The sequence below is a fragment of the Streptococcus sp. SS-4456 genome (assembly GCF_036680365.1).
Classification (GTDB): domain Bacteria; phylum Bacillota; class Bacilli; order Lactobacillales; family Streptococcaceae; genus Streptococcus.
Genome location: NZ_JAVIHI010000018.1, coordinates 19,181 through 39,735 on the forward strand (window position 1 = coordinate 19,181; position 20,555 = coordinate 39,735).

19 protein-coding genes are annotated in these 20,555 nt (G+C 40.4%); 2 read left to right on the top strand and 17 right to left on the bottom strand.

The features are described from left to right. Positions 1-12: 12 nt before the first annotated feature. The 13 genes from RFK25_RS06410 to RFK25_RS06470 all read right to left on the bottom strand — a co-directional run bounded on the left by RFK25_RS06410 (position 13) and on the right by RFK25_RS06470 (position 14,894). Positions 13-2,886 (bottom strand): DEAD/DEAH box helicase, encoded by a 2,874-nt coding sequence (locus RFK25_RS06410; protein WP_332412408.1) that lies wholly within the window; start codon positions 2,884-2,886, stop codon positions 13-15. 139 nt (positions 2,887-3,025) lie between these two features. Further along, the gene (locus tag RFK25_RS06415) at positions 3,026-3,832 is read right to left on the bottom strand and encodes a Fic family protein (protein ID WP_332412410.1); all 807 of its coding nucleotides are present in this window, start codon (positions 3,830-3,832) and stop codon (positions 3,026-3,028) included. Between the two features lie 175 nt (positions 3,833-4,007). Next, positions 4,008-6,656, bottom strand: a complete 2,649-nt coding sequence (locus tag RFK25_RS06420) for a valine--tRNA ligase (protein ID WP_332412411.1) — start codon at positions 6,654-6,656, stop codon at positions 4,008-4,010. Between the two features lie 11 nt (positions 6,657-6,667). Next, on the bottom strand, positions 6,668-7,729 hold the full coding sequence (locus tag RFK25_RS06425; RefSeq protein WP_332412412.1) for a hypothetical protein: 1,062 nt from the start codon (positions 7,727-7,729) through the stop codon (positions 6,668-6,670). 14 nt (positions 7,730-7,743) lie between these two features. Then, positions 7,744-8,214: a VOC family protein gene (locus tag RFK25_RS06430; RefSeq protein ID WP_332412413.1), complete on the bottom strand. Its 471-nt coding sequence runs from the start codon at positions 8,212-8,214 to the stop codon at positions 7,744-7,746. A gap of 240 nt (positions 8,215-8,454) precedes the next feature. Continuing rightward, positions 8,455-8,841 (bottom strand): helix-hairpin-helix domain-containing protein, encoded by a 387-nt coding sequence (locus RFK25_RS06435; protein ID WP_332412434.1) that lies wholly within the window; start codon positions 8,839-8,841, stop codon positions 8,455-8,457. 16 nt (positions 8,842-8,857) lie between these two features. Then, a complete protein-coding gene (locus RFK25_RS06440) occupies positions 8,858-9,112 on the bottom strand; it encodes a DUF1912 family protein (protein WP_029750528.1) in 255 nt (84 codons plus the stop codon). A gap of 107 nt (positions 9,113-9,219) precedes the next feature. Continuing rightward, the gene (locus tag RFK25_RS06445) at positions 9,220-10,221 is read right to left on the bottom strand and encodes an aldose epimerase family protein (protein WP_332412415.1); all 1,002 of its coding nucleotides are present in this window, start codon (positions 10,219-10,221) and stop codon (positions 9,220-9,222) included. Positions 10,222-10,440: 219 nt separating this feature from the next. Further along, positions 10,441-10,836, bottom strand: coding sequence for a PTS sugar transporter subunit IIA (locus tag RFK25_RS06450; protein ID WP_332412416.1), 396 nt, complete (start codon positions 10,834-10,836; stop codon positions 10,441-10,443). Between the two features lie 3 nt (positions 10,837-10,839). Beyond that, positions 10,840-11,658 (bottom strand): PTS system mannose/fructose/sorbose family transporter subunit IID, encoded by an 819-nt coding sequence (locus tag RFK25_RS06455; RefSeq protein ID WP_105144994.1) that lies wholly within the window; start codon positions 11,656-11,658, stop codon positions 10,840-10,842. Further along, entirely contained in the window at positions 11,645-12,541 is an 897-nt protein-coding gene (locus RFK25_RS06460; RefSeq protein ID WP_318823862.1) for a PTS mannose/fructose/sorbose/N-acetylgalactosamine transporter subunit IIC, read from the bottom strand. Before RFK25_RS06460 ends, RFK25_RS06455 begins: the two co-directional genes overlap by 14 nt. 39 nt (positions 12,542-12,580) lie before the next feature. Next, the gene (locus RFK25_RS06465; protein ID WP_332412418.1) at positions 12,581-13,066 is read right to left on the bottom strand and encodes a PTS system mannose/fructose/N-acetylgalactosamine-transporter subunit IIB; all 486 of its coding nucleotides are present in this window, start codon (positions 13,064-13,066) and stop codon (positions 12,581-12,583) included. Positions 13,067-13,121: 55 nt separating this feature from the next. After that, positions 13,122-14,894 carry a glycoside hydrolase family 35 protein gene (locus RFK25_RS06470; RefSeq protein WP_332412419.1) on the bottom strand — a complete coding sequence of 591 codons (1,773 nt, stop codon included), beginning with the start codon at positions 14,892-14,894 and terminating at the stop codon, positions 13,122-13,124. A gap of 220 nt (positions 14,895-15,114) precedes the next feature. Between RFK25_RS06470 and RFK25_RS06475 the strand changes: the two genes are divergently transcribed. Further along, positions 15,115-15,825 carry a GntR family transcriptional regulator gene (locus tag RFK25_RS06475; RefSeq protein WP_332412420.1) on the top strand — a complete coding sequence of 237 codons (711 nt, stop codon included), beginning with the start codon at positions 15,115-15,117 and terminating at the stop codon, positions 15,823-15,825. Positions 15,826-15,860: 35 nt separating this feature from the next. Here the strand turns inward: RFK25_RS06475 and RFK25_RS06480 are convergent, their stop codons facing one another. The 4 genes from RFK25_RS06480 to recX all read right to left on the bottom strand — a co-directional run bounded on the left by RFK25_RS06480 (position 15,861) and on the right by recX (position 18,487). Continuing rightward, positions 15,861-16,586, bottom strand: a complete 726-nt coding sequence (locus RFK25_RS06480) for a GntR family transcriptional regulator (RefSeq protein WP_332412422.1) — start codon at positions 16,584-16,586, stop codon at positions 15,861-15,863. A gap of 134 nt (positions 16,587-16,720) precedes the next feature. Next, positions 16,721-17,038, bottom strand: coding sequence for a DUF960 domain-containing protein (locus tag RFK25_RS06485; protein WP_332412423.1), 318 nt, complete (start codon positions 17,036-17,038; stop codon positions 16,721-16,723). Between the two features lie 61 nt (positions 17,039-17,099). Then, entirely contained in the window at positions 17,100-17,633 is a 534-nt protein-coding gene (ntdP, locus tag RFK25_RS06490; RefSeq protein ID WP_332412425.1) for a nucleoside tri-diphosphate phosphatase, read from the bottom strand. A 77-nt stretch (positions 17,634-17,710) separates the two neighbouring features. Next, complete coding sequence (gene recX, locus RFK25_RS06495; protein WP_332412426.1) at positions 17,711-18,487, bottom strand: recombination regulator RecX; 777 nt, start codon at positions 18,485-18,487, stop codon at positions 17,711-17,713. Positions 18,488-18,524: 37 nt separating this feature from the next. Here recX and rlmD point away from each other — a divergent pair, with 37 nt between their 5' ends. Further along, positions 18,525-19,877: a 23S rRNA (uracil(1939)-C(5))-methyltransferase RlmD gene (gene rlmD / locus RFK25_RS06500; RefSeq protein WP_332412430.1), complete on the top strand. Its 1,353-nt coding sequence runs from the start codon at positions 18,525-18,527 to the stop codon at positions 19,875-19,877. Positions 19,878-20,555: the final 678 nt, after the last annotated feature.

The window sequence follows — 20,555 nt, forward strand, 5'->3', positions numbered from 1 at the left end:
AATCTCTATTTTTTATTTATCTGTCAAGTACTTATACAAGTTTGTCTCCACTGGTGAATCCAACTTAAATAACATTTGGACAACTGAATCTCCATTTTTCATTACTTCACTTGCACTATTTTCAACGTATGATAGTGGACCAAGATAATAAAATTCTCCACCTTCTGAATCATCTTTTATGACAAAAAGTTCTAACCTCAATCCATTTTCATTAGATTGAGTAATCGTCGATACATCATTAGAATCTAATGTACGTTTGTTCTTTGAAAACCACTTCAAAGTTGACTCATTTAGAAGTTCGTCATCGTATTTTATGGTATCACTAATATCCTCACTTTTATGGTAGGTGATGAAAATCGGACAAGAATTAGTGTCCTTATCAATTTTGTATCCACCAATATTTAAAGGTGGTTCGTCTTTTGCGACATTCATTAATTTAAGCACTTCACGTCGAGTGTATTTCTGACCAAGTGTGAAAATTTCAGGATAATCTTTCGATTTTAGAATCCCAGTTTCAATTACGTCAAAAAATAACTGTGCAAAGGTACTATTATTTTCTAGAGCTTGATTGACCTCTTTATTCAACCGATACATTTCCCCATCAAAATCAACTAACGGATCACTACCATATTTCTTTTGTTCCTGGGCTTTTAGAAATGATAGGTCCAATACTCTTGTTACCGAATCCAAAACATCTGTTTGAAAATCTAAATCATTCTCAATTATAAATTCAAACCATTTATCTGACGAAATTAGTCCCTCATTTTCGACAAGTAAGTTCAACAAATACAGTTCATGTTTTCGTTTGCCATTCAAGATTTCAAATGTAATAAAATTCAAAAATCGCTTTTCAACTTCTGATAGAAGGATCATCTCTTCTGAGAACTTATTGACAACATCTCCATAATTCTGAAAACTGGAGTTTTCAAAAAAGACTAGCGGATCAATGCTGTTTAATTTTACAAAATCCGATAGATATGGAATTCTACCCAACTTATTCTCTAAGTCTTTAAAAGCATCTCTTAAAATTTTAATTGATGAGAGTGTCGTATTTGTGATAGAAGAAAAAATTTGTTCTTTGGCAATCTTTTCAAAGTTAATTGTCGTCAATCCTTTTAATATATTGGGCTCTCTGACTTCACGACGATAATTGTCCTTGTTCATAGACTGGTCACCAAAGAGTGCTACCGGAATTAGATAGTTGTTTTGATAGTTTCCAATGAAATCAATTATGGTAACATATTCTTTGGAATCGTGCTTTCGCAAGCCTCGACCTAATTGTTGAATAAAAATGATACTCGATTGGGTATTACGAAGCATGACAACCTGGTTGACACTCGGAATATCAATTCCCTCATTAAAAATATCAACCGTCAGAATATAGTCTAAGTTTCCATTTTCTAAGTCTTGAACAACTCTCTGTCGTTCCTCTTGGCTATGTTCCCCAGAAAGAGCGCGTGTACGGAGTCCTCTTGCATTAAACTGCCCCTCTAGCTCTTTTGCTTCATTTACTGAAGAACAGAAAATCAATCCTTTTACCGCCTCACCACTTACTCCATAGTAAGCAATTTTTTCTAAAATATGATTGACACGTTGTTCAGAAACTAAATTTGAAAAAGTGGCTTTTTCATCAATTAATTGGCCATCAATCTTAATGTCTGAAACACCGTAGTATATAAATGGACAAAGCAAATCATTATCAAGTGCCTCTTGTAAACGGATCTCATAGGCAATATTATAGTCAAAAAGTTCATAAATATTTTGTCCATCTGTTCGCTCAGGTGTTGCTGTCATCCCTAAATAAAAATCTGGCTGAAAATAATTCATCACTTTTTTATAGGAGTCTGCACCAGCTTTATGAACCTCATCAATCAAAATATAGTTAAAGAAAGTTGGGTCAAAAGCTTGAAGGTTATCTGCTCTCGAAATCGTCTGAATAGTCGCAAAGATATACCTCTTCTGTGATATATCCATCCCACTCTTATATATACAGCCCTCATCATCCTCAAATCCTAACACCTTTTGAAAGTCTTTTAATGATTTTTGAAGAATTTGTTCTCGATGGACAATAAACAACATTCTATCTGGATTATATTGTTTGACATCAAAGGCAGAAAGATAGGTTTTACCTGTTCCAGTTGCACTGATGACCAAAGCTTTGTGAGCACCATTTCCCCTAACAGTTGCGAGGCCTTCCAAAGCCTGCTCTTGCATCTTGTTGGGACGAATGATTTCTTGGTAAGATGCTATTGACTCGTCCTGAATCGTTGCTGTACGTATCACTGTACTACGACGAGCCGCATAAGCATTGATTGCATCTACATCTAAAACCATTGATTTTTCCCAAATACGCTCAAACTCTTCTTTTGCATTCTGGATAAAATCACCGTTATGTGTAGAGGTCAACTTCACATTCCACTCATAGTTAATTTTCAAGGCCGTATGAGTTAAATTGGAACTACCAGAAATGATAACTTGTTTATATTTTTGCTCAAATAGATAAAACTTAGCATGCATTTGCATATTGACTGGTGTTATCCGTACTTGGACATTTTTCAGTTTAAGCAATTCCTTCATCGCTATGGGATCGTTGAAATCCAGATACGGAGAAATTAAAATTCTCCCCCGAACTCCCTCATCTGCCAAATCCGATAATTGACTTTTAATCAGGGCGAGTCCAGACTGAGTAATAAAAGCCACACTGAAAGCAAAAGATTTAGCTTTGCTTAACTCTTCTTGAATATCATTTAAGACATAACGATGAGTCTCTGTATCATTTATTAAAATTTTAGGCGAATAGACCCCTTCTTGAAAAATCTCTCTATCGATAAAACCATATTGTAAGGAGTGAAGAAGGTGGTCTTGGAATAAGTTGTTGTTGGACATGATATTTTCCTGTATACGTTTGTTACAAATTAATAACTTGAATCTATCTAAAGATTAAAAGAAGCACCTGTAAATTTTCCATTGTTGCTATGTTAATCAATCACTAGAATTTAACATCCATTTAAAATGTTTGATTACATTATTTCTCCAATTTTCCCCCCAACTCCTCGTACATCCTCTCACTCAATAAATCATTCTGACCATTCAAGAGGAGATTTTCAAAGAAGGCGGTTAAAAAGTCTGAGCGTTTATTGACTAACTTAGCATTGTCAAGTACAAGGGCATCTCGAAAGTATTTGGCATGTTTTTGAAAAGGCTCGTTATCAATCTCGAATCCAAGTGAGCGAAGGTATTTGATAAGAAATACAGTGATTGTTCTAGTGTTCCCTTCTCGAAATGGATGGATTTGCCAAATTCCTGAAATAAAGGATTGGATATGGGCAACAATGGCTTGTTTATCTAATCCAGCATAAGAAAAATCTCTTTCTTGCTGAAAATCATAATCCAAAGTGGCAACAATCAAGGGAAAATCTGAATAAATCACAGCATCCCCCTTTAAAACTGGCTCATTTTTTGTAATGTTAACCGTTCGATACTCACCAATTGGAATACTGCTATCAAAAATATCCTGAAAGAGCTCCTTGTGGATATGTAAGAGAGTAGTTGGTCGCAAGCTAAAACCATTTTGGGAGAGCATTTCAACAATTCGGAGAGAGACAATATCTGCCTCTTGCGTACTGGCGTCAGTTGACTGGTGGTATTTCGTAATTTCCTGATACACCTGCTCATAAGTGTACTCTCCACGAGCTTGCCTATCCGCTAACTCCTCCATATAAACAGACGGAGTCAACCCATCCACTTTTTGAAGACCAAAACCAGTTTCCCAGAGTTCTTGCTTGGCTTCGTAGGAAAGATTGGGATTATCGATATTGTAGGTTGGTTGCATAGACTCCTCCTGTTTGAATTTCTAGCCTTATTATACCACAAAACCCAGCCTTTTAAGGCTGGGCATTTGTTTAATCTAGTGTGGCTAAAATCAGCTTGAGACTAGGAAACGACACCGCAGACAGTACTTGAGTACGGCAAGGTGAGTTGACGAAGTATCAAGTGGTTTTAGACCACTAGACCAGTTTCTTCATCTCTTCAATCCGTCCTACTGTCGCATCGTATTTTGCTTGGTAGTCGGCTTGTTTTTCTTTTTCTTTTTCAACGACTTCTGGTTTGGCGTTGGCAATGAAGCGTTCGTTGCTGAGTTTTTTGCCGACCATGTCTAGTTCTTTTTGCCATTTGGCGAGTTCTTTATCTAGTCGAGCCAACTCTTCTTCTACGTTGAGGAGGTCGGCTAGTGGCAAGAAGATTTCAGCACCGGTAATAACGGCTGACATGGCTAGTTCTGGTGCAGCGATGCTTGAGCTGATTTCCAGATGTTCTGGATTGGTAAAGCGTCGGATGTAGCTTTCATTTGCCTTGAAGAAGGATTCAAGCTCAGTATCCGCTGTCTTAATCAAAATGGTAATCGGCTTAGAAGGGGCAACATTCACCTCTGCTCTGCTATTTCGCACCGAACGAATCAAGTCCTTGAGGCTTTCTACTCCCTTGTGGGCTTCCGCATTTTCAAATGCTGGGTCGACAACAGGGTAAGCTGCCACCACGATAGAGCCTTCTGCATACTGGGCAAAGATTTCTTCCGTCACGAACGGCATGATAGGGTGGAGGAGACGAAGGATTTGGTCCAGCGTGTAGAGAAGGACAGAGCGGGTCATGACTTTCTCAGCCTCGTTGTCGCTGTAAAGCACTTCCTTGGTCAGCTCGACATACCAGTTAGCGAACTCTTCCCAGATGAAGTTGTAGAGGATGTGACCAGCCACACCAAACTCGAACTTGTCGAAGTTTTCAGTAACCTTGGCAATGGTTTCGTTGAGGTTGTGGAGAATCCAGCGGTCCGTCACGTTACCAGCCTGACCTGCTGCGACTTTAGCTACATTCTCAAGCGCCGCATCCAAGGTCAAACCTTCATTGTTCATGAGAATGTAGCGAGAAATGTTCCAAATCTTGTTGATGAAGTTCCAAGAAGCATCCATCTTCTCATAAGAGAAGCGGACATCTTGACCAGGAGCAGAGCCGTTTGACAAGAACCAACGCAAAGCGTCCGCACCGTATTTCTCGATGACATCCATTGGGTCAATCCCGTTTCCGAGCGACTTGGACATCTTACGACCTTCTTCATCACGGATCAAACCGTGGATCAGCACGTTCTTGAATGGTTGACGGCCTGTGAACTCAAGCGATTGGAAAATCATCCGCGACACCCAGAAGAAGATGATGTCGTAGCCTGTTACCAAGGTTGAGGTTGGGAAGTAACGCTGGAAGTCCGCCGCGTTTTCGTCAGGCCAGCCCATGGTTGAGAATGGCCAAAGGGCAGAGCTGAACCAGGTGTCTAGGACATCCTCATCCTGTACCCAACCGTCACCTGCTGGAGCCTCTTCTCCGACGTACATTTCGCCAGATTCGTTATACCATGCTGGAATCTGATGACCCCACCAAAGCTGACGCGAGATTACCCAGTCGTGTACATTTTCCATCCATTGCAGGAAGGTATCGTTGAAACGTGGTGGGTAAAATTCTACTTTATCAGCTGTGTCTTGGTTGGCAATGGCATTCTTAGCCAGTTGGTCCATCTTAACAAACCATTGGGTTGACAAGCGTGGCTCGACTACCACACCAGTACGTTCAGAGTGTCCAACGGAATGTACTCGGTTTTCGATTTCCACAAGGGCTCCAAGTTCTTGCAACTTCGCAACCGTTGCCTTACGAGCTTCAAAGCGGTCCATACCTGCAAATTCGCCTGCGAGCTCATTCATAGTGCCGTCGTCATTCATAACGTTGACTTGTGGCAGATTGTGGCGTTGACCTACGAGGAAGTCATTTGGATCGTGGGCAGGCGTGATTTTCACAACCCCTGTACCAAATTCTGGATCTGCGTGCTCATCCGCAACGATTGGGATTGGCTTATTGACGATTGGCAGGATAACGTTTTTGCCAATCAAGTCCTTGTAACGTGGGTCTTCTGGGTTAACCGCAACCGCAACGTCACCGAACATGGTTTCAGGACGGGTTGTCGCAACTTGAAGGGCACGAGAACCATCTTCCAACATGTAATTCATGTGGTAGAAAGCACCTTCTACGTCCTTGTGGATAACCTCGATATCAGAAAGAGCAGTTCTGGCAGCTGGGTCCCAGTTGATGATAAATTCACCACGGTAGATCCAGCCTTTTTTGTAGAGTTCCACAAAGACCTTGCGAACGGCTTTTGACAAGCCTTCGTCCAGCGTGAAGCGGTCACGTTGGTAGTCCAAAGACAGCCCCAACTTGCCCCACTGCTCACGAATGGTCGCTGCGTACTCATCCTTCCATTCCCAAACTTTGTCGAGGAATTTCTCACGACCAAGATCATAACGGGTCACGCCTTGCTCCCGCAAGCGTTCCTCAACCTTAGCCTGAGTGGCAATCCCCGCGTGGTCCATACCTGGAAGCCAGAGAGTGTCAAAGCCCTGCATCCGCTTTTGGCGGATAATAATATCTTGAAGGGTGGTATCCCAAGCGTGTCCCAAGTGCAACTTACCTGTTACGTTTGGCGGCGGAATGACGATAGAATAAGGCTTGGCCTCCGCATCGCCTGACGGCTTAAAGACATCTTGGTCCAACCAAGTCTGGTAACGACCAGCCTCAACCTCGGCTGGATTGTATTTTGGTGATAATTCTTTTGACATTATTTTTTCCTCTAATTCCTTAGTTTTTTCTTTACTATGTTACTAATTCTAGAAATATTCTTACGATACCTAAAATATAAGATAGGGTGTCTAAAAAACTCTTTGGGTCTGTTTTTTCGTACTAATCTTTTCTGATATTTTTTATATTTTTTTCTTAACCTTTTTAAATCAGTCGAATCATAATCATATTGATAAAACTTTGCTTCCATTTTAGATATTCTATTAGAAAGCATAACACCCTCTTTATACATCTTGTTCTTAGTTCTTGTCAGTCTTTCAAGTTCACGAACATAATCATCATCAATAGAATAAAAATTACTAAGATAAGACCACTCATATATAAATATAAAGACAAAACTCATTACACTATATAATATATTTTGTAATTGTTTGAACTCTGTTCCCAAAACATAAAAAATAAATAATGAAGGAAAAGCATAGAATAGTATAAAAATCGTAAGTTTTTCATTATTATTCTTTGACGGATTCTTTACAATAATTTCTGTCATCGTTTTTTGTAGCAACAAGAAAATACAAGAGATTATAGAGAACAAAAAATAAATTGACTGAACCCAATCAGAGTTAGGGAAATTTGTCTGTTTACTCACAAAATAACATGCCAGTATAGATAAAATGATTAAAGTAAATTTAAGAAGGTTATTGAATAAAACCGACGGTCGAAATATTATTTCTTGCTTTGATCTCTCCCAATTATACTTTAACAACAACTCTATAAACAATGATAGCTTTTCATAATTGATATTATCCTCTGTTTCCTCTATCAAGTCCCAAATATGACCCTCTCGCATAAAGTAAACTTTATTATTCTTGAAATCCATCCTTTTACCATAAGGATTTATATGAGTTTTTAGCTTTAAAATTGCTTCTTTTTTATTTTCTTCACTAGCTAAATCTTTTGCAATTAACTTAAGCTCTTTACGCCACTCTGAACGTTCTTTAGTTATATAATCTAATTTATTTTTTTTAGAGTTATTAACAAATACTAGTACGGCACTAAAAATAGTTCCTACTCCAAAAGCACTTAGTAAAGCAATAATATTTTCTATTGTCAATTAGTCACTCCTCTCTAATCCCCCACCAACTCTATCTTTATCCCATCTGGATCTTCTAAATAGAGGGCGTAGTGGGCTGGTCCTCCTGCGTGGGGATAGCGGTCGTCGTAGAGAAGTTTGACTCGTCTGGTCAACAATTCTTTCCGCCATTGGTCAATCTCATCCGGTGTTCCCGCATGAAAAGCTAGATGATTGAGACCTGTACGGCACCGGTGATAACCTGCCTCTAGGAAGTCCTCTGGCGTTTGGACAAAGACCAGATACTGCTCTGGTCTTGACATAGGATTACTGTTTTCGCTTTGCTCAAACTGCATCAATGGCTCTAAACTTTCCTTCGTCGCTAGCGACTTGGAGTCATAAAGAGCCATAGAAAATCCCCCTTCCCACTCCTGATAGAGCGAGTAGCCCAGCTTGGTCAGGAGTAAGTCGTAAAATGCACGCGAAGTTTCCAAGTCAGAAACGTAAATCTCAACATGATGTAACATATTTCTCCTTTCCAAATGAAAATCCCTGCCTAGACTTGCTAGACAGGGACGAAGTTATTCCGCGGTACCACCCTTGTTCAGATAATTTATCTGCACTTTGCTTATTCGATTCACATCATCAGCAACCAGTTTTGACATTTGTGCGGATTTCTCAGTAGCACCGCTTCCTGTGACAAATGGGGCTCAAAACACCTCTGAATGGCTTTATTGTAACAAATTGCACCTTGAAAAGCAAGCGATTTAAGCTTTCAAGTCAATCCCTTTTTCTTTCAACTGCTTGATAGTTGCTGGACCGATACCTTTAAGAGCCAAGAGCTCTTTTTCTGTATGGTTTGCAAAATCCGCCACAGATTGAATACCTGCTTCATAGAAGGTTTCCAAACGTGCTGCTGCAATACCTTCCAACTCAGGAAGTGCCAAAAAGTCTTCCAATGAAGCCGCTGAAGAAGTCACCTCTGCTACAACTTCTTTCACTTGTTCTACAGCATGCTCTACTACAGCCTCAGCCTTATGAGCAACTGTCTCTACTACTTCTGTCGCTCTTTCAACCCCCACACGCCCTACACGTTTCAAGTCTGCCAATTGTTTCTTCAATAATTTTTTACGATTTACATTTTTCTTTGCCAAGATTTCTATCCTCTCTTTAATAATGTCTTTGGCCAAATAAGCCATCTGGTAAATCATGGAAGCTCTTGCCAGCATGATAGTTGGCAAATTTCCCCTGGATAAAACGATAAGCATCTAGCTTACTTTCGTAACGGATGTAGGCATCCGCCGCACGCTCATCCTTATCCTCTTCCAATACACGACGGCTTTCTTCTACCGCCATCTCATTTACCATAACCTGAGTATTGACCCAGGCTTCAAATTCTTTTAAAAATTCTTGTTCTTTCGTCATTATTTTCCTCTTTCGTCTGCTTCGATTGAAACACACCGCTATATTATACCATATTTTTTAGAAAACACAAGAAAAGCCTAACTGCAACACAGTTAGAGCTCTCCTTCTTACCATGTAAATTGATATACTGTCTCAGATAAGAATTCCTCATCTTTTTCTAGCAAAATAGAACCAAAACCATCTAGGTTGCAAGCATTTGGCAGAGCCTGGCATTCCAAGCTAAAGGCACCATGGTAGGTAGCCAAAGCTTCAACAGGATAATTGTAGGTGTAGATGACCACTGATGCCTGATTGGTTCGCACAGCAAGTGTAATCTGCCCATCCGGGCTGACAACTTCAACCGGAACCTCTACCTGCTCCAAAAGCCATGGATGGTCGTAACCTTTCACAAGGATATTCTGAGGGTGCTGGCTATCAAAGCCCTGTGCAAATTTTGCTCTCTCCCTAAAATCAAACGGCGTTCCCGTCACATCCTCCAAGACACCTGTTGGCAGATTATCCTCACCAAGCGGAGCATAGCGGTTGGCTGCAATCCGAATCTCATGGTCTGCTACTGACTGCTGAAAATCCCCCGTTAAGTTGAAATAGATGTGATTGGTCGGATTGAAAATCGTATCTTTGCTAGACACCGCCCGGTAATCTACCGTCAACTCATTCTGGTCTGTTAGACCATAAATAGCCTCAACCCTCACATCTCCTGGAAAACCATTGAAACCATCTTTTAGGACAATCCCAAAGGTAACTTGATTTTTTTCATGGTCAAGAGCAACATCCCAATACTGTTCATTTGCCGTGTCAATCCCACCATGCAAGGTTCTGCTAGGTTCATTTTCTGTGAACTGATATCTTGTTCCCTTTATCTCAGCATGAGCACCTGAAATACGCCCCGCTACTGGGACAATGCTTGAACCAGGGTACAAATCTGTCTTACGGTAATCATCATCCGACTTGGCAGCCAAACTGACATTCCGTAGACCGCCATTTTCATCTACTGGCAAAAGCACTTCTACCACTCTGGCACCAAAATCAGTCAGAGTGACCTGCATGCCATTCTTATTTTTCAAGCAATAGAGCTTCGCTTGTTTACCAAATTCTTTTACTTCAATCATCGCTTTTCCTCACAACATCAAATGAGGGGAGGCAATCAACTTGCTTCCCCTCAGGATACTTAAAGCCTATCTAAATAGATGACTAATTTGTATATCTTACGATTAGACTTTAGAATTGTCCTCGATTTTCCAATTTCTAAGCTCGGGCTGAAACAGTCACTTGAACTTCCCTCGCTCTCCTATTTCTAGGCTCGGGCTGAAAAACTCCACTGGAGTTTTTCACTCATCCTCATCGCTTGTTAGTAGGCTATTGACGTGAACAAGGTTGCTTGTACCGAATTCCACATAGTCAACTGCTTCACCTAGCAAGACACCGTTCAAGAAACCGATAACCATAGGCATATTCATACCTGCATAGAGGTCAAACTGCCCACCGTCAATCAATTTACGGGAAACAACGTTGGCTGGTGTTCCGCCCAACAAGTCAGCGAATACAACAAAGTCATCTAAATTAGCAACTGTTTCTTCAAATTTCTTCTGGAAGTCTTCTGGACCTTCTTCTGGCAAGAGGCCTACTGTATAAATGTCCTCCTGAGGACCCATAATCATCTCAGTAGATTTTTTCAATTCCTCACAGAAGAGACCGTGACTTACTAAAATTAAATTCTTAGCCATATCTTACGCCATACCGAATACGAAGTGACCGATTGCAGAAAGTCCAACTGCAAGTGCGATGATAATCAAGATAGCTTTAGTAGAAGTCATGCCTTTACGACCAAGGAGCCAGAATACAAAGCCTGTGAAGATAGCAGGTACCAAACGTGGGAAGATAGTGTTGAGCAAGTCTTGAACATCAATCACTTTTTCACCAACAGTTGGAGCCCAAGAAACTTCAAAGTTGATCATTGTTGCAATCAAAGCACCCAACATGAACACACCGAGTACAGAAGCTGCATCAACAAGAGCAGTCAAACGGTCGCGCATTGTTGTGATCAGTTTAGTACCTTCTTTATAGGCAATTTCCAATTGTTTCCAACGGAAGATGTCATAAACAACTGCTACAGCCACCCATAGGAAGATACCAACTGGTGAACCTTGACTAGCCATAGTCGCTGCAACAGTACCCATGATTGCTGGAACCAATGAACCAAAGATTGAGTCACCGATTGGTGCAAATGGACCCATCAAACCAGTCTTGATACCGTTTACCGCATCTTTAGAAGCAACACCGTCGCTTTCTTCCAAAGCCAAGTCAATACCTGTGATGATGGTATGGAAGAATGGTGAAGTATTGAAGAATTGCGTATGCAATTTCATCATTTCTTTCAATTCAGGTGTGCCGTCTCCGTACATTTTACGAAGCTGTGGCAAGATCATGTAAAGGTAACCTGAACCTTGCATGCGTTCATAGTTCCAACCAAGTTGGTAAGTGAACAAGCTACGTTTGTTAATCTGATTAAAATCTTCTTTTGTTAATTTGTAATTAGATTTCGTCATCGTCAATTTCCCCACTTTCTGAATTTGATGGAGCAACTACTGCTACTTTTTGGCTGTTGATATAGTGTAAAACTGAAAGGAAGATACCAACAATTGCGATACCAATCATTGACAAGCCTTTGAAGTTGTTTACAAATGCTACACCAGAATCTTCTGGAAGTGTACCAACGATGCCAGCTACAGCGCCACCCAATGCAGATACGTTACCGTAAAGAACAGTCAACATAGCTGTAAGGGCAAAACCAACTGCCAAGTAGTGAAGGTTGCGTTTAAGAGGAAGGTAGTGAAGAAGGATAGCGAAACCAAGACCTGGAAGCATACGAGCAGCCAATGTCAAACCGTTTGCAACCCATTGATATTGTTGGATAGCTTGTACCATTGCATCTACGAATTCACCACCGAATGCAAGAGCAAGAAATACAGGGAGTGCACGAGAGAGTGCCCATGGGATAGCACCGAGAAGGTAGTTACGTTCGATTGCTGCGTAATCAAATTTTTCAACAGCTGCATCCACACGGTGTGCGAAGTAAGTAGTTGAGAAACGACCAGCAATATCTGTATAGACAAGGAGCGCTGCTACTGGAACCGCGATTGTTGCTACAGCTAATTCAGGATCAATACCTTGTGATACTGAGAAGGCTGTTGCAAGAACTGCACCAGAAGTTGCGTCGATACGAGATGCACCACCGAAAGTACCCACACCGAGTACCATCAATTGAAGAGATGCTCCAATTGTCAAACCAGTTGCCAAATCACCCATGATCAAACCAGAGATGAAACCTGCAAATACAGGTGAACCAGCTGACGATACAATTGTCAACTCATCACAGATTTGATAAGCTGAGTAGAGCGTTAGAAGTAATATTTGCCACCATTGCATAATAGTGATCCTCCTTTAAAATTTTTCAAAAATATCCGAAGTTTATCTGACCTTATCCAAGAGTGGCATAAAGTCTTTTGGCGTGTCGCCTGGTACCATTTGAGCGATCAATTTCACTCCTTTAGCAACCAAGGCATCAAAGTCCGCAATGTCCTTGTCTACAACGTTAATAGAGCGAGTAACAGAGCGAGTTTCTGGTGATTGAGACATATTACCTACGTTCAATTCTGCCAATTCCACTCCATATTCAACTAAGCGGAGGAAGTTTTCAGGACGACGGGCAACAATCAAAAGACGTTGGCTATCGTACTTACCTTCCTTAATGTTGTTAGCAGCTTTTTCTATTGGTAAAATAGATAGTTTTACTCCTGCAGGGCACGCTAATTTCAAGCCTTGCTTTTCAATATCATTTTGAGCAACAGCGTCATCAATAACCATGATCCGACTAATATTTAACTTTGTCGTCCATAGGTTAGCAACTTGACCGTGGATCAAACGACCATCAATACGTGTAGCAATAATTGCCATACAATATTCTCCTTTTCTTCATAAATCTTTCTGTTAGACACTCTCAAGGGAGTACCTATACTTCTTTATAAACGGGTTCCTGTGAAAAGCTAATCTTCTCTCTATACTGTCCTTCCGTCTCAAAGACGACTATTTCATTTTCTCCTTTCTTTAAGTATCCTTTTGGTATATAGAGATAAAGGATTGGACCTTTTTCCCAGAAACGTCCGATATTTACATTGTTAACAAATACAACACCCTTACCAAAACCTGTCATGTCCAAGTAAGTGTCTGCCAGGTCTTCTAGTTCAAACTGGTAGCGATAGAAGGCTGGTTGCCCCTCCTGCCACCCTTTTGTGAAGTCTAGTCCAGAAATATCATCCAGTGGCAATGGGTACATATCCCAATTACCAATGTAGTGCAAGTCTGCTATGGCACCACGACCCAAACCTTTGGATTGTGTCGGTGCAGTCAATTTATGACCGTAATTGACTCGTCCCATGTTTTCAACTAATACTGCTAGTTCAACCTGGTTAGACTGGAACTCTAATTCAATATCTTCACCAATTTCTGTCTGATACTGGGTTGTAACCAAACGACCATCGGCATAGACCTGAATACGATCTCGAGCATCAATGACACGAAGTCGCTCTGCCTCATCCTTATCACGTTCTAGCCGTGTTTTATAAAGAATATAGCCTGTCGATTGACCCAACTCTTCCATATTTTTTGGATAGAAGCTAGACGAGTAATCGCTTACATTTTCTGCTGTAGAAAATAGACCAACCTTGTCCTTTAACTCTACTGCTGGATATGCCTTGGCTTCCTTAACCAGTGGCTCCGCATAGGACAAATCAGGATAGGCTTCTTTCATACGTTTTTGTAAGGCATAGAATTTCTTAGTTGGGTTACCAGCCTCATCTAAAATCGCATCATAGTCATAAGAAGTCACCTGTGGCAAATCAATCTGACCCCGAGCCGAGCAACCATTCATGAAGCCAAAGTTGGTTCCTCCGTGGAACATATAGAGGTTAATCGAACCTAACTCAATACATTCCATAACAGCGTCAACCATCTCATCTGGATCGCGACGAATAACTTCATCACCCCAGCGGTTAAACCAGCCATCCCAGAACTCCATACACATGTAGGGCCAATCTTTGCCATATTCATTAAAGAAAGCCTGCATGTTTGCAAAGTTTTCTCTAGCTCTCGAACCAAAGTTACCTGTCACAAAGATGTCGTCTTCTATCAAGGTCCCTGCTCGTAGAGTTGCCCGCCATGCACCATCAGAAGTGAAGAGCGGAGCTGTCAAGCCATGATTCCTCATTAAACCTGCTACAGCCCTCAGGTATTCCTTATCCTCACCATAGGAACCATATTCGTTCTCTACCTGGAACATAAGGATATTGCCACCTTGTGCGAGTTGGAACTTGGCTAATTTAGGAAGAAGAGAAGCGTAATATTCATCTAAGTGCCTTAGGTAGCGCTCATCATGCGAACGAACCCTCAGCTCCTCCTGAATCAGCCAAGCGGGGAGACCTCCCCATTCCCACTCGGCACAAATATATGGGGAAGGGCGAACGATAGCATAAAGCCCCAAATCCTGCGCCAGCTGTAAGAAGCGCTCCAGATCCAGTATCCCTTCATAGCAAAACTCCCCTTTTTTAGGTTCGTGCATATTCCAAGGAACATAGGTTTCAACCGTATTAAAACCTAAAGCTTTTAAGTTATACAAGGAATGGTACCAGTCATCAGGATGCACTCGGAAATAATGAATGGCCCCCGATAGAATTTTAAAGGGTTGATGATCTAAGTAAATTTGATCTTTTATATAGAACTCTGTCATCTCGTCACCTTTATAATTATATACCTTTCTGTTAATATAATAACACTTTTTACTGGTTATGTCCACTACTTTTTTGAAATTTTTTTGAAATATTTTACTCTATTTGCCAAATCCTTGATTTGAAAGGGTTTTACAGCAAGTTTTTTTGATTTTTCAGTTATATATTTTGATTTTTCAGTCTTCATTTAGTATAATAATCGCTAGAAAGGAAGTTATAAAGATGAAAGTACCTAAGTATCAACTTATACAGAATGACTTACGTCAGCAGATTATTTCTGGTAAATTTGAAAATGGCGATAAATTTTACACAGAATCTGAATTGACAAAACTATTTAACGTTAGCTCTATTACGGTTATCCGTGCTGTGAATGAATTGGTTAAGGATGGCTACCTGATTCGGCAACAGGGCAAAGGAACCTTCGTTTCCCGTTCCCGCAAAGGGCGCTTGGTAGAATTCTCCGATATTGAAGTTTTCTCAATGGATAAGGATACCGTTGTCGTGCTCTCTTGTGAAAAAGGCAATGACCCTGACATTCTTGAAAAACTCAACCTAGACAAGAATGATTTCTACTATAAGATTGTTCGTGTGCGTTCAGCAGAAAATACACCATACATCTTCCACAATTCCTATATCCCTCAACGATATATTCAAAATCCGGATGCTCCACTAGAACATTATCAGTCTATCTACCAACGATTCAAGTTGGACTACAATATCCATATGTCTGAGGAACCTTTTGTTGAAACAAATGAAATTGTTAGCCCTTGTCCAAAAGACGTTTCAAAACATTTGAATTTAAAAGCAACAGAACCTGCAGTTCTTCAAAATAAAACAACCACTCACAGCGCAAGTGGCGAAATTATGGAATATACTGAAACCTACAAGCACTGGAAATACTACAAATTCGAAATCACGGCTAACCACCGTTAAATGCAAAAACGCAGACTTAACCATCTGCGTTTTTTCTATTTCTGATGAATAATCTTATAACGAAACTGATCCGCTCTAGCAATACTCAATGTAAACTCAATTATCCTATTTTTATCATTGTAGGTTTTTCTCACCAAATGAAGAACTGGACTGTTGTTAGGAATACTTAACATCTTTGCTTCATTATCCAAAGAAATACTTGCATAAAATTCTTCTTCTGCCAAACGAATGGTTTGGTCATAATCTTCTAAAAACAATTCATACAAGGGTAACTCCATCATTCTATCCGCAGATAAACTCGGAAATAGAGAGGCAGGAACATAGGTCCTCTCTAGCATCATTGGGATCTCATCAGCCAGACGAAGGCGTTCTATTTCAAAAACCTCTTCACCCTTACGCAACTGTAGATGTTGAGCAAGATAATCAGTAGCTGGAACAGTCTGAAAAGACAGAATTGAAGTTCGGGGTTCCTTACCAATCTTTCTCATCTGGTCCGTGAAACTGTAGGACTGGGATAAATCAACAGCAGTATCCAAGATTTCTGAAACATAAGTTCCCTTGCCATGTTTCTTATAGACTAAGCCGCGCTTTTCCAACTCCTGCAAGGCTAGGCGAACGGTAATGCGACTGACCCCGTGTACCTGTGTCAATTCCCGCTCCGAAAGCAATTTTTCATTTGGAACCATCCTCTCACGAATAGCAACTTCTAGTTCATCGACTAACTGCAAATAAAGGGGTTTGTCATCAAATTGACCACTCATAGTATCCTCCTTTCGAATCTGCAAAATCTCTCACCATTATTTTACAACAAATTCACTATATTAACAAGATGTTATTGAGCTTTGATTGATTCCAAATGAAAAAGAGCTGAGCAAGAACCGAAAATGGAATATGATTATAAGAGGGTCACTTCGTCAGGAAGAGTAATGGTCTCCTTGCCTTGTTTATCCATCACTAAAATTGTCGATGGATAGAAGGGATCAAAACGACTATTTAAATCTAGGGCAATAGCATTTCTATAACCCTCTTGAGAAAAGACTAGCGTAATCTTCCCCTTCCTATTTTTGATGGAAAAACGAATCACATTTTTTAATGGAATAACTCCTTTTAAATAGTTATCAATAAAATACCAAAAACTATCAATCACTTCACCAGGAAGTGAGGTTACAACTCCAAAACTGGCGTAACGGCCATTGGTTTGATTAAATGCCATGTTTTACTCCTAATTAAATGGTAAGAAAAAAACCTGCAAAACAGGATTTTCTTTTCTAACTTTATCTACTTCTCAGTTCTAAATAGCGTTTGTACCAGATATTGACATAGGCTGGAGAGAAGGGACCACGTTGATTGTTGATCCAGTCCACTAGAATCTTGACATTTTCCTTCAAAATAAAATCAATATCATCTGAATACTTCATAGCCTTGCGATGACGCTCGTATTCGTCCACATCCAAGAGCCTCTTTTCGCCATCAGCAAAGACCTTGACATCTAGGTCGTAGTCGATGTACTTAAGAGCTTCGTTGTCTAGAACAAAAGGACTAGCAAGGTTACAATAGTAAGAAACACCGTTCTCACGGATCATTGCAATGATATTAAACCAGTATTTTTTATGAAAATAAACGATTGCTGGTTCTCTCGTTACCCAACGTCTGCCATCATTTTCAGTCACTAAGGTGTGGTTATTGACCCCAATAACAGCATTTTCCGTTGTTTTTAATACCATGGTGTCACGCCAAGTGCGATGAATTTCACCGTCATGTTTATAACTTTGAATAGTAATAAAGTCGCCTTCTTTTGGTAATTTCACTTTGTTACCAACTTTCTACTATTACAATTTATCTTGACTATTATACCATATTTTTTCAACCTAGGCGAAGATTTTTCTCAGAGATATTCACGAATGGCTGTTTTTATTGCATCAAAATCAAATCCTTTGCGGGCCAAAGCCTGTGTCAAACGTTGTTTTAGCTCATATCCCTCATATTCTCGACTGTATTTCCGATACTGCTTATCCAGCTCCTTGGCAATCAAATCTGCTTCATTTTCTTCATCTGAGGTCAATTCTAATGAACCAATACTCTGTTTGGCAAGCTCATAGGAAAAGCCCTTTGTTATCAATCCCTGAATTAACTTATCTTGTAAAGCACGCAGGGGCAATTTAGCTTGGTACTTTCGACATAATTTTTCTGCAACCCTTTCAGCCAGATCTGAAAAATCAATCTCAGCCAGTCCATCTTCAATTATTGATTTCGAAATTCCCTTCATCATCAATTTTTGACGAAGCATAGCAGGTCCCTTGTCACCATTCAAGCCATTCTGACGGATATAGGTTTCTACATAGGCTTTATCGTCAATCCACCTATCTTCTTCCAAATTAGCAACTATTTTTAGAGCAGTGGCTCCTGCAATCTCATATTTTTCCAGATAATCCAATACTTCTTTTTTTGTTCTCTGCTTGAAGGAAATGAAATACAGGGCTAAATTTTTCCCATAGGAAAATTGGGCAAAATCCCGAATGGCTTGAAATTCCTCTTCTGTGATGTCCTTGTCCTTACTGAGCATGAAGCGAACAATGGTATCTTCTGTGATATAGGTGTTTTCCTGTCCTTCAACTTCTAAGAGATAGAGCCGTTTTTTCTTTTCGATTTTTGTAATTCTCATTCTTTCATTATACAGGAATTTTCGGTAAAATAATAATATGAATTTACAAGTAAACCAACGAATTCCCTTGAAAATCAAGCGAATGGGTATCAATGGCGAAGGTATTGGCTTTTATCAAAAAACGCTAGTCTTTGTTCCTGGTGCCCTCAAGGGAGAAGAAATCTATTGTCAAGTAACCTCTGTTAAACGTAATTTTGTCGAAGCAAGGCTACTGAAAATTAACAAGGAATCAAAATTCCGGGTCAAACCAAGCTGTGACATTTATCAAGCCTGTGGCGGCTGTCAAATCATGCACCTCCGTTATGACAAGCAACTGGACTTCAAGCAAGGCCTGCTCCAACAAGCCTTGAAGAAATTTAAGCCAGCAGGCTATGAGGAGTACCTCATTCACCCAACCATTGGAATGGACCAGCCCAGTCATTATCGGGCTAAATTACAGTTTCAAACCCGTTCATTTAAGGGTCATGTCAAGGCTGGGCTCTATGCTGAAAATTCCCATCGCCTGATTGGTATTACAGACTGCTATGTCCAAGACAAGGAAACCCAAAAGGTTATCAATAGGATTGCTGACCTATTAACCAAGCACCGTATCCCTATTTACAACGAGCGTAAGGAGCAGGGCATTCGTACAGTTATGGTTCGCAGAGCCCGTCAATCTGGTCAGGTGCAGGTCATTTTTGTCACCTCCTTCCAGGTCAATCTGACCAAACTCATTGAAGAAGTAACCAAGCAATTTCCTACTATTGTCACTGTTGCTCTAAACTGGAATAGGCAGAAGTCCAGTAATATATACGGAGAAAAAACGGAGATTCTCTGGGGCAAACAGGCCATCGAAGAAGCTGTTTTGGATTATGAATTCTCCCTGTCACCTCGAGCATTCTACCAACTAAATCCCCAACAAACGGAAGTTCTCTACGGAGAGGCAGTCAAAGCATTAGATATTTCTGGCGATGAAGACTTGATTGATGCCTACTGTGGCGTGGGAACCATTGGCTTTGCCTTTGCCAGAAAGGTCAAGTCTGTTCGGGGGATGGACATCATTCCAGAAGCCATTGAGGATGCTAAGGCCAACGCCAAACGGATGGGACTGACCAATACCCACTACGAAGCTGGTAAGGCTGAAGAGATTATTCCTAAGTGGTATCAGGAAGGCTACCGTGCAGATGCCTTAGTGGTCGACCCACCTCGGACTGGCTTAGATGAAAAACTCCTTAAAACGATCTTGGAATACAAGCCTGCTAAAATGGTTTATGTATCCTGCAATGTTTCGACCCTAGCCAGAGATTTAGTTAAGCTGACAAAAGCCTATAAGGTTGAGTATATCCAATCCGTTGACATGTTTCCCCATACTGCACGAACTGAGGCGGTTGTAAAGTTGAGTAGGAAATAGCATAGGGGGAAACTAAGAAGAGGATGATAGAAAAGTTAAGCTATAGGAAGCAGTTTCAAATAAAACAAAACGAATGCTACAGGGTAGAATTTTATAACTACCTTGAGCCATTCGTTTTTATATTCAGCTATTTCCTCCAATTTTTCAAACGGTATATTAGACATTACTAAAGGACAAGGAAAGGTACTGAATGTCCTAGAACTACCTTATTTCAACGCCAAACTGAAAAGCTACCAATAATCTCATCAAAGTCATTAAGAGAAATGCCTTGAAGATATCTTTTGGCTTATCCCCTAGTAACAAGAAAGAGAAGACAAAAAAGGTCCACTAGCAATGTTAACTGGCTCTCCCCCCTGCACTTGACAAAAAGTTGCAGTTACTAGGTTGAAGATTTTGGACCCTTCTTGGAAATCATACTTAGCATGAATCCTTTCTAATGAATTGTTTAGTCGCTTTTCATTATAGGTCGTATGTACGATTTTCTATACTCAAAAAGCCTCCATAACCTCTATGGTGGATCTACCCACTACAGTCTTATGGAGCCGAAAAAAGCAAAAAAAGTAGCATTGCTACTCTTTGAAATATAAAGGCTCTATAATTTCTGTAGTGGGTAAATCCACCGTGGAGATTATGGAGCCTTTTTGAGTGTAGAAAAAAAGTCCCATATGACCTATAATG

Coding starts and splice junctions, on each gene's coding strand:
- RFK25_RS06455 (WP_105144994.1), bottom strand. CDS start 11,658: ATGACGAAATCTAATTACAAATTAACAAAAGAAGATTTTAATCAGATT.
- RFK25_RS06465 (WP_332412418.1), bottom strand. CDS start 13,066: ATGGCAATTATTGCTACACGTATTGATGGTCGTTTGATCCACGGTCAA.
- RFK25_RS06420 (WP_332412411.1), bottom strand. CDS start 6,656: ATGTCAAAAGAATTATCACCAAAATACAATCCAGCCGAGGTTGAGGCT.
- RFK25_RS06485 (WP_332412423.1), bottom strand. CDS start 17,038: ATGGCATTTAATCAAACCAATGGCCGTTACGCCAGTTTTGGAGTTGTA.
- recX (WP_332412426.1), bottom strand. CDS start 18,487: ATGAGAATTACAAAAATCGAAAAGAAAAAACGGCTCTATCTCTTAGAA.
- RFK25_RS06480 (WP_332412422.1), bottom strand. CDS start 16,586: ATGAGTGGTCAATTTGATGACAAACCCCTTTATTTGCAGTTAGTCGAT.
- rlmD (WP_332412430.1), top strand. CDS start 18,525: ATGAATTTACAAGTAAACCAACGAATTCCCTTGAAAATCAAGCGAATG.
- RFK25_RS06440 (WP_029750528.1), bottom strand. CDS start 9,112: ATGACGAAAGAACAAGAATTTTTAAAAGAATTTGAAGCCTGGGTCAAT.
- RFK25_RS06470 (WP_332412419.1), bottom strand. CDS start 14,894: ATGACAGAGTTCTATATAAAAGATCAAATTTACTTAGATCATCAACCC.
- RFK25_RS06445 (WP_332412415.1), bottom strand. CDS start 10,221: ATGATTGAAGTAAAAGAATTTGGTAAACAAGCGAAGCTCTATTGCTTG.
- RFK25_RS06415 (WP_332412410.1), bottom strand. CDS start 3,832: ATGCAACCAACCTACAATATCGATAATCCCAATCTTTCCTACGAAGCC.
- RFK25_RS06430 (WP_332412413.1), bottom strand. CDS start 8,214: ATGTTACATCATGTTGAGATTTACGTTTCTGACTTGGAAACTTCGCGT.
- RFK25_RS06450 (WP_332412416.1), bottom strand. CDS start 10,836: ATGGCTAAGAATTTAATTTTAGTAAGTCACGGTCTCTTCTGTGAGGAA.
- RFK25_RS06475 (WP_332412420.1), top strand. CDS start 15,115: ATGAAAGTACCTAAGTATCAACTTATACAGAATGACTTACGTCAGCAG.
- RFK25_RS06410 (WP_332412408.1), bottom strand. CDS start 2,886: ATGTCCAACAACAACTTATTCCAAGACCACCTTCTTCACTCCTTACAA.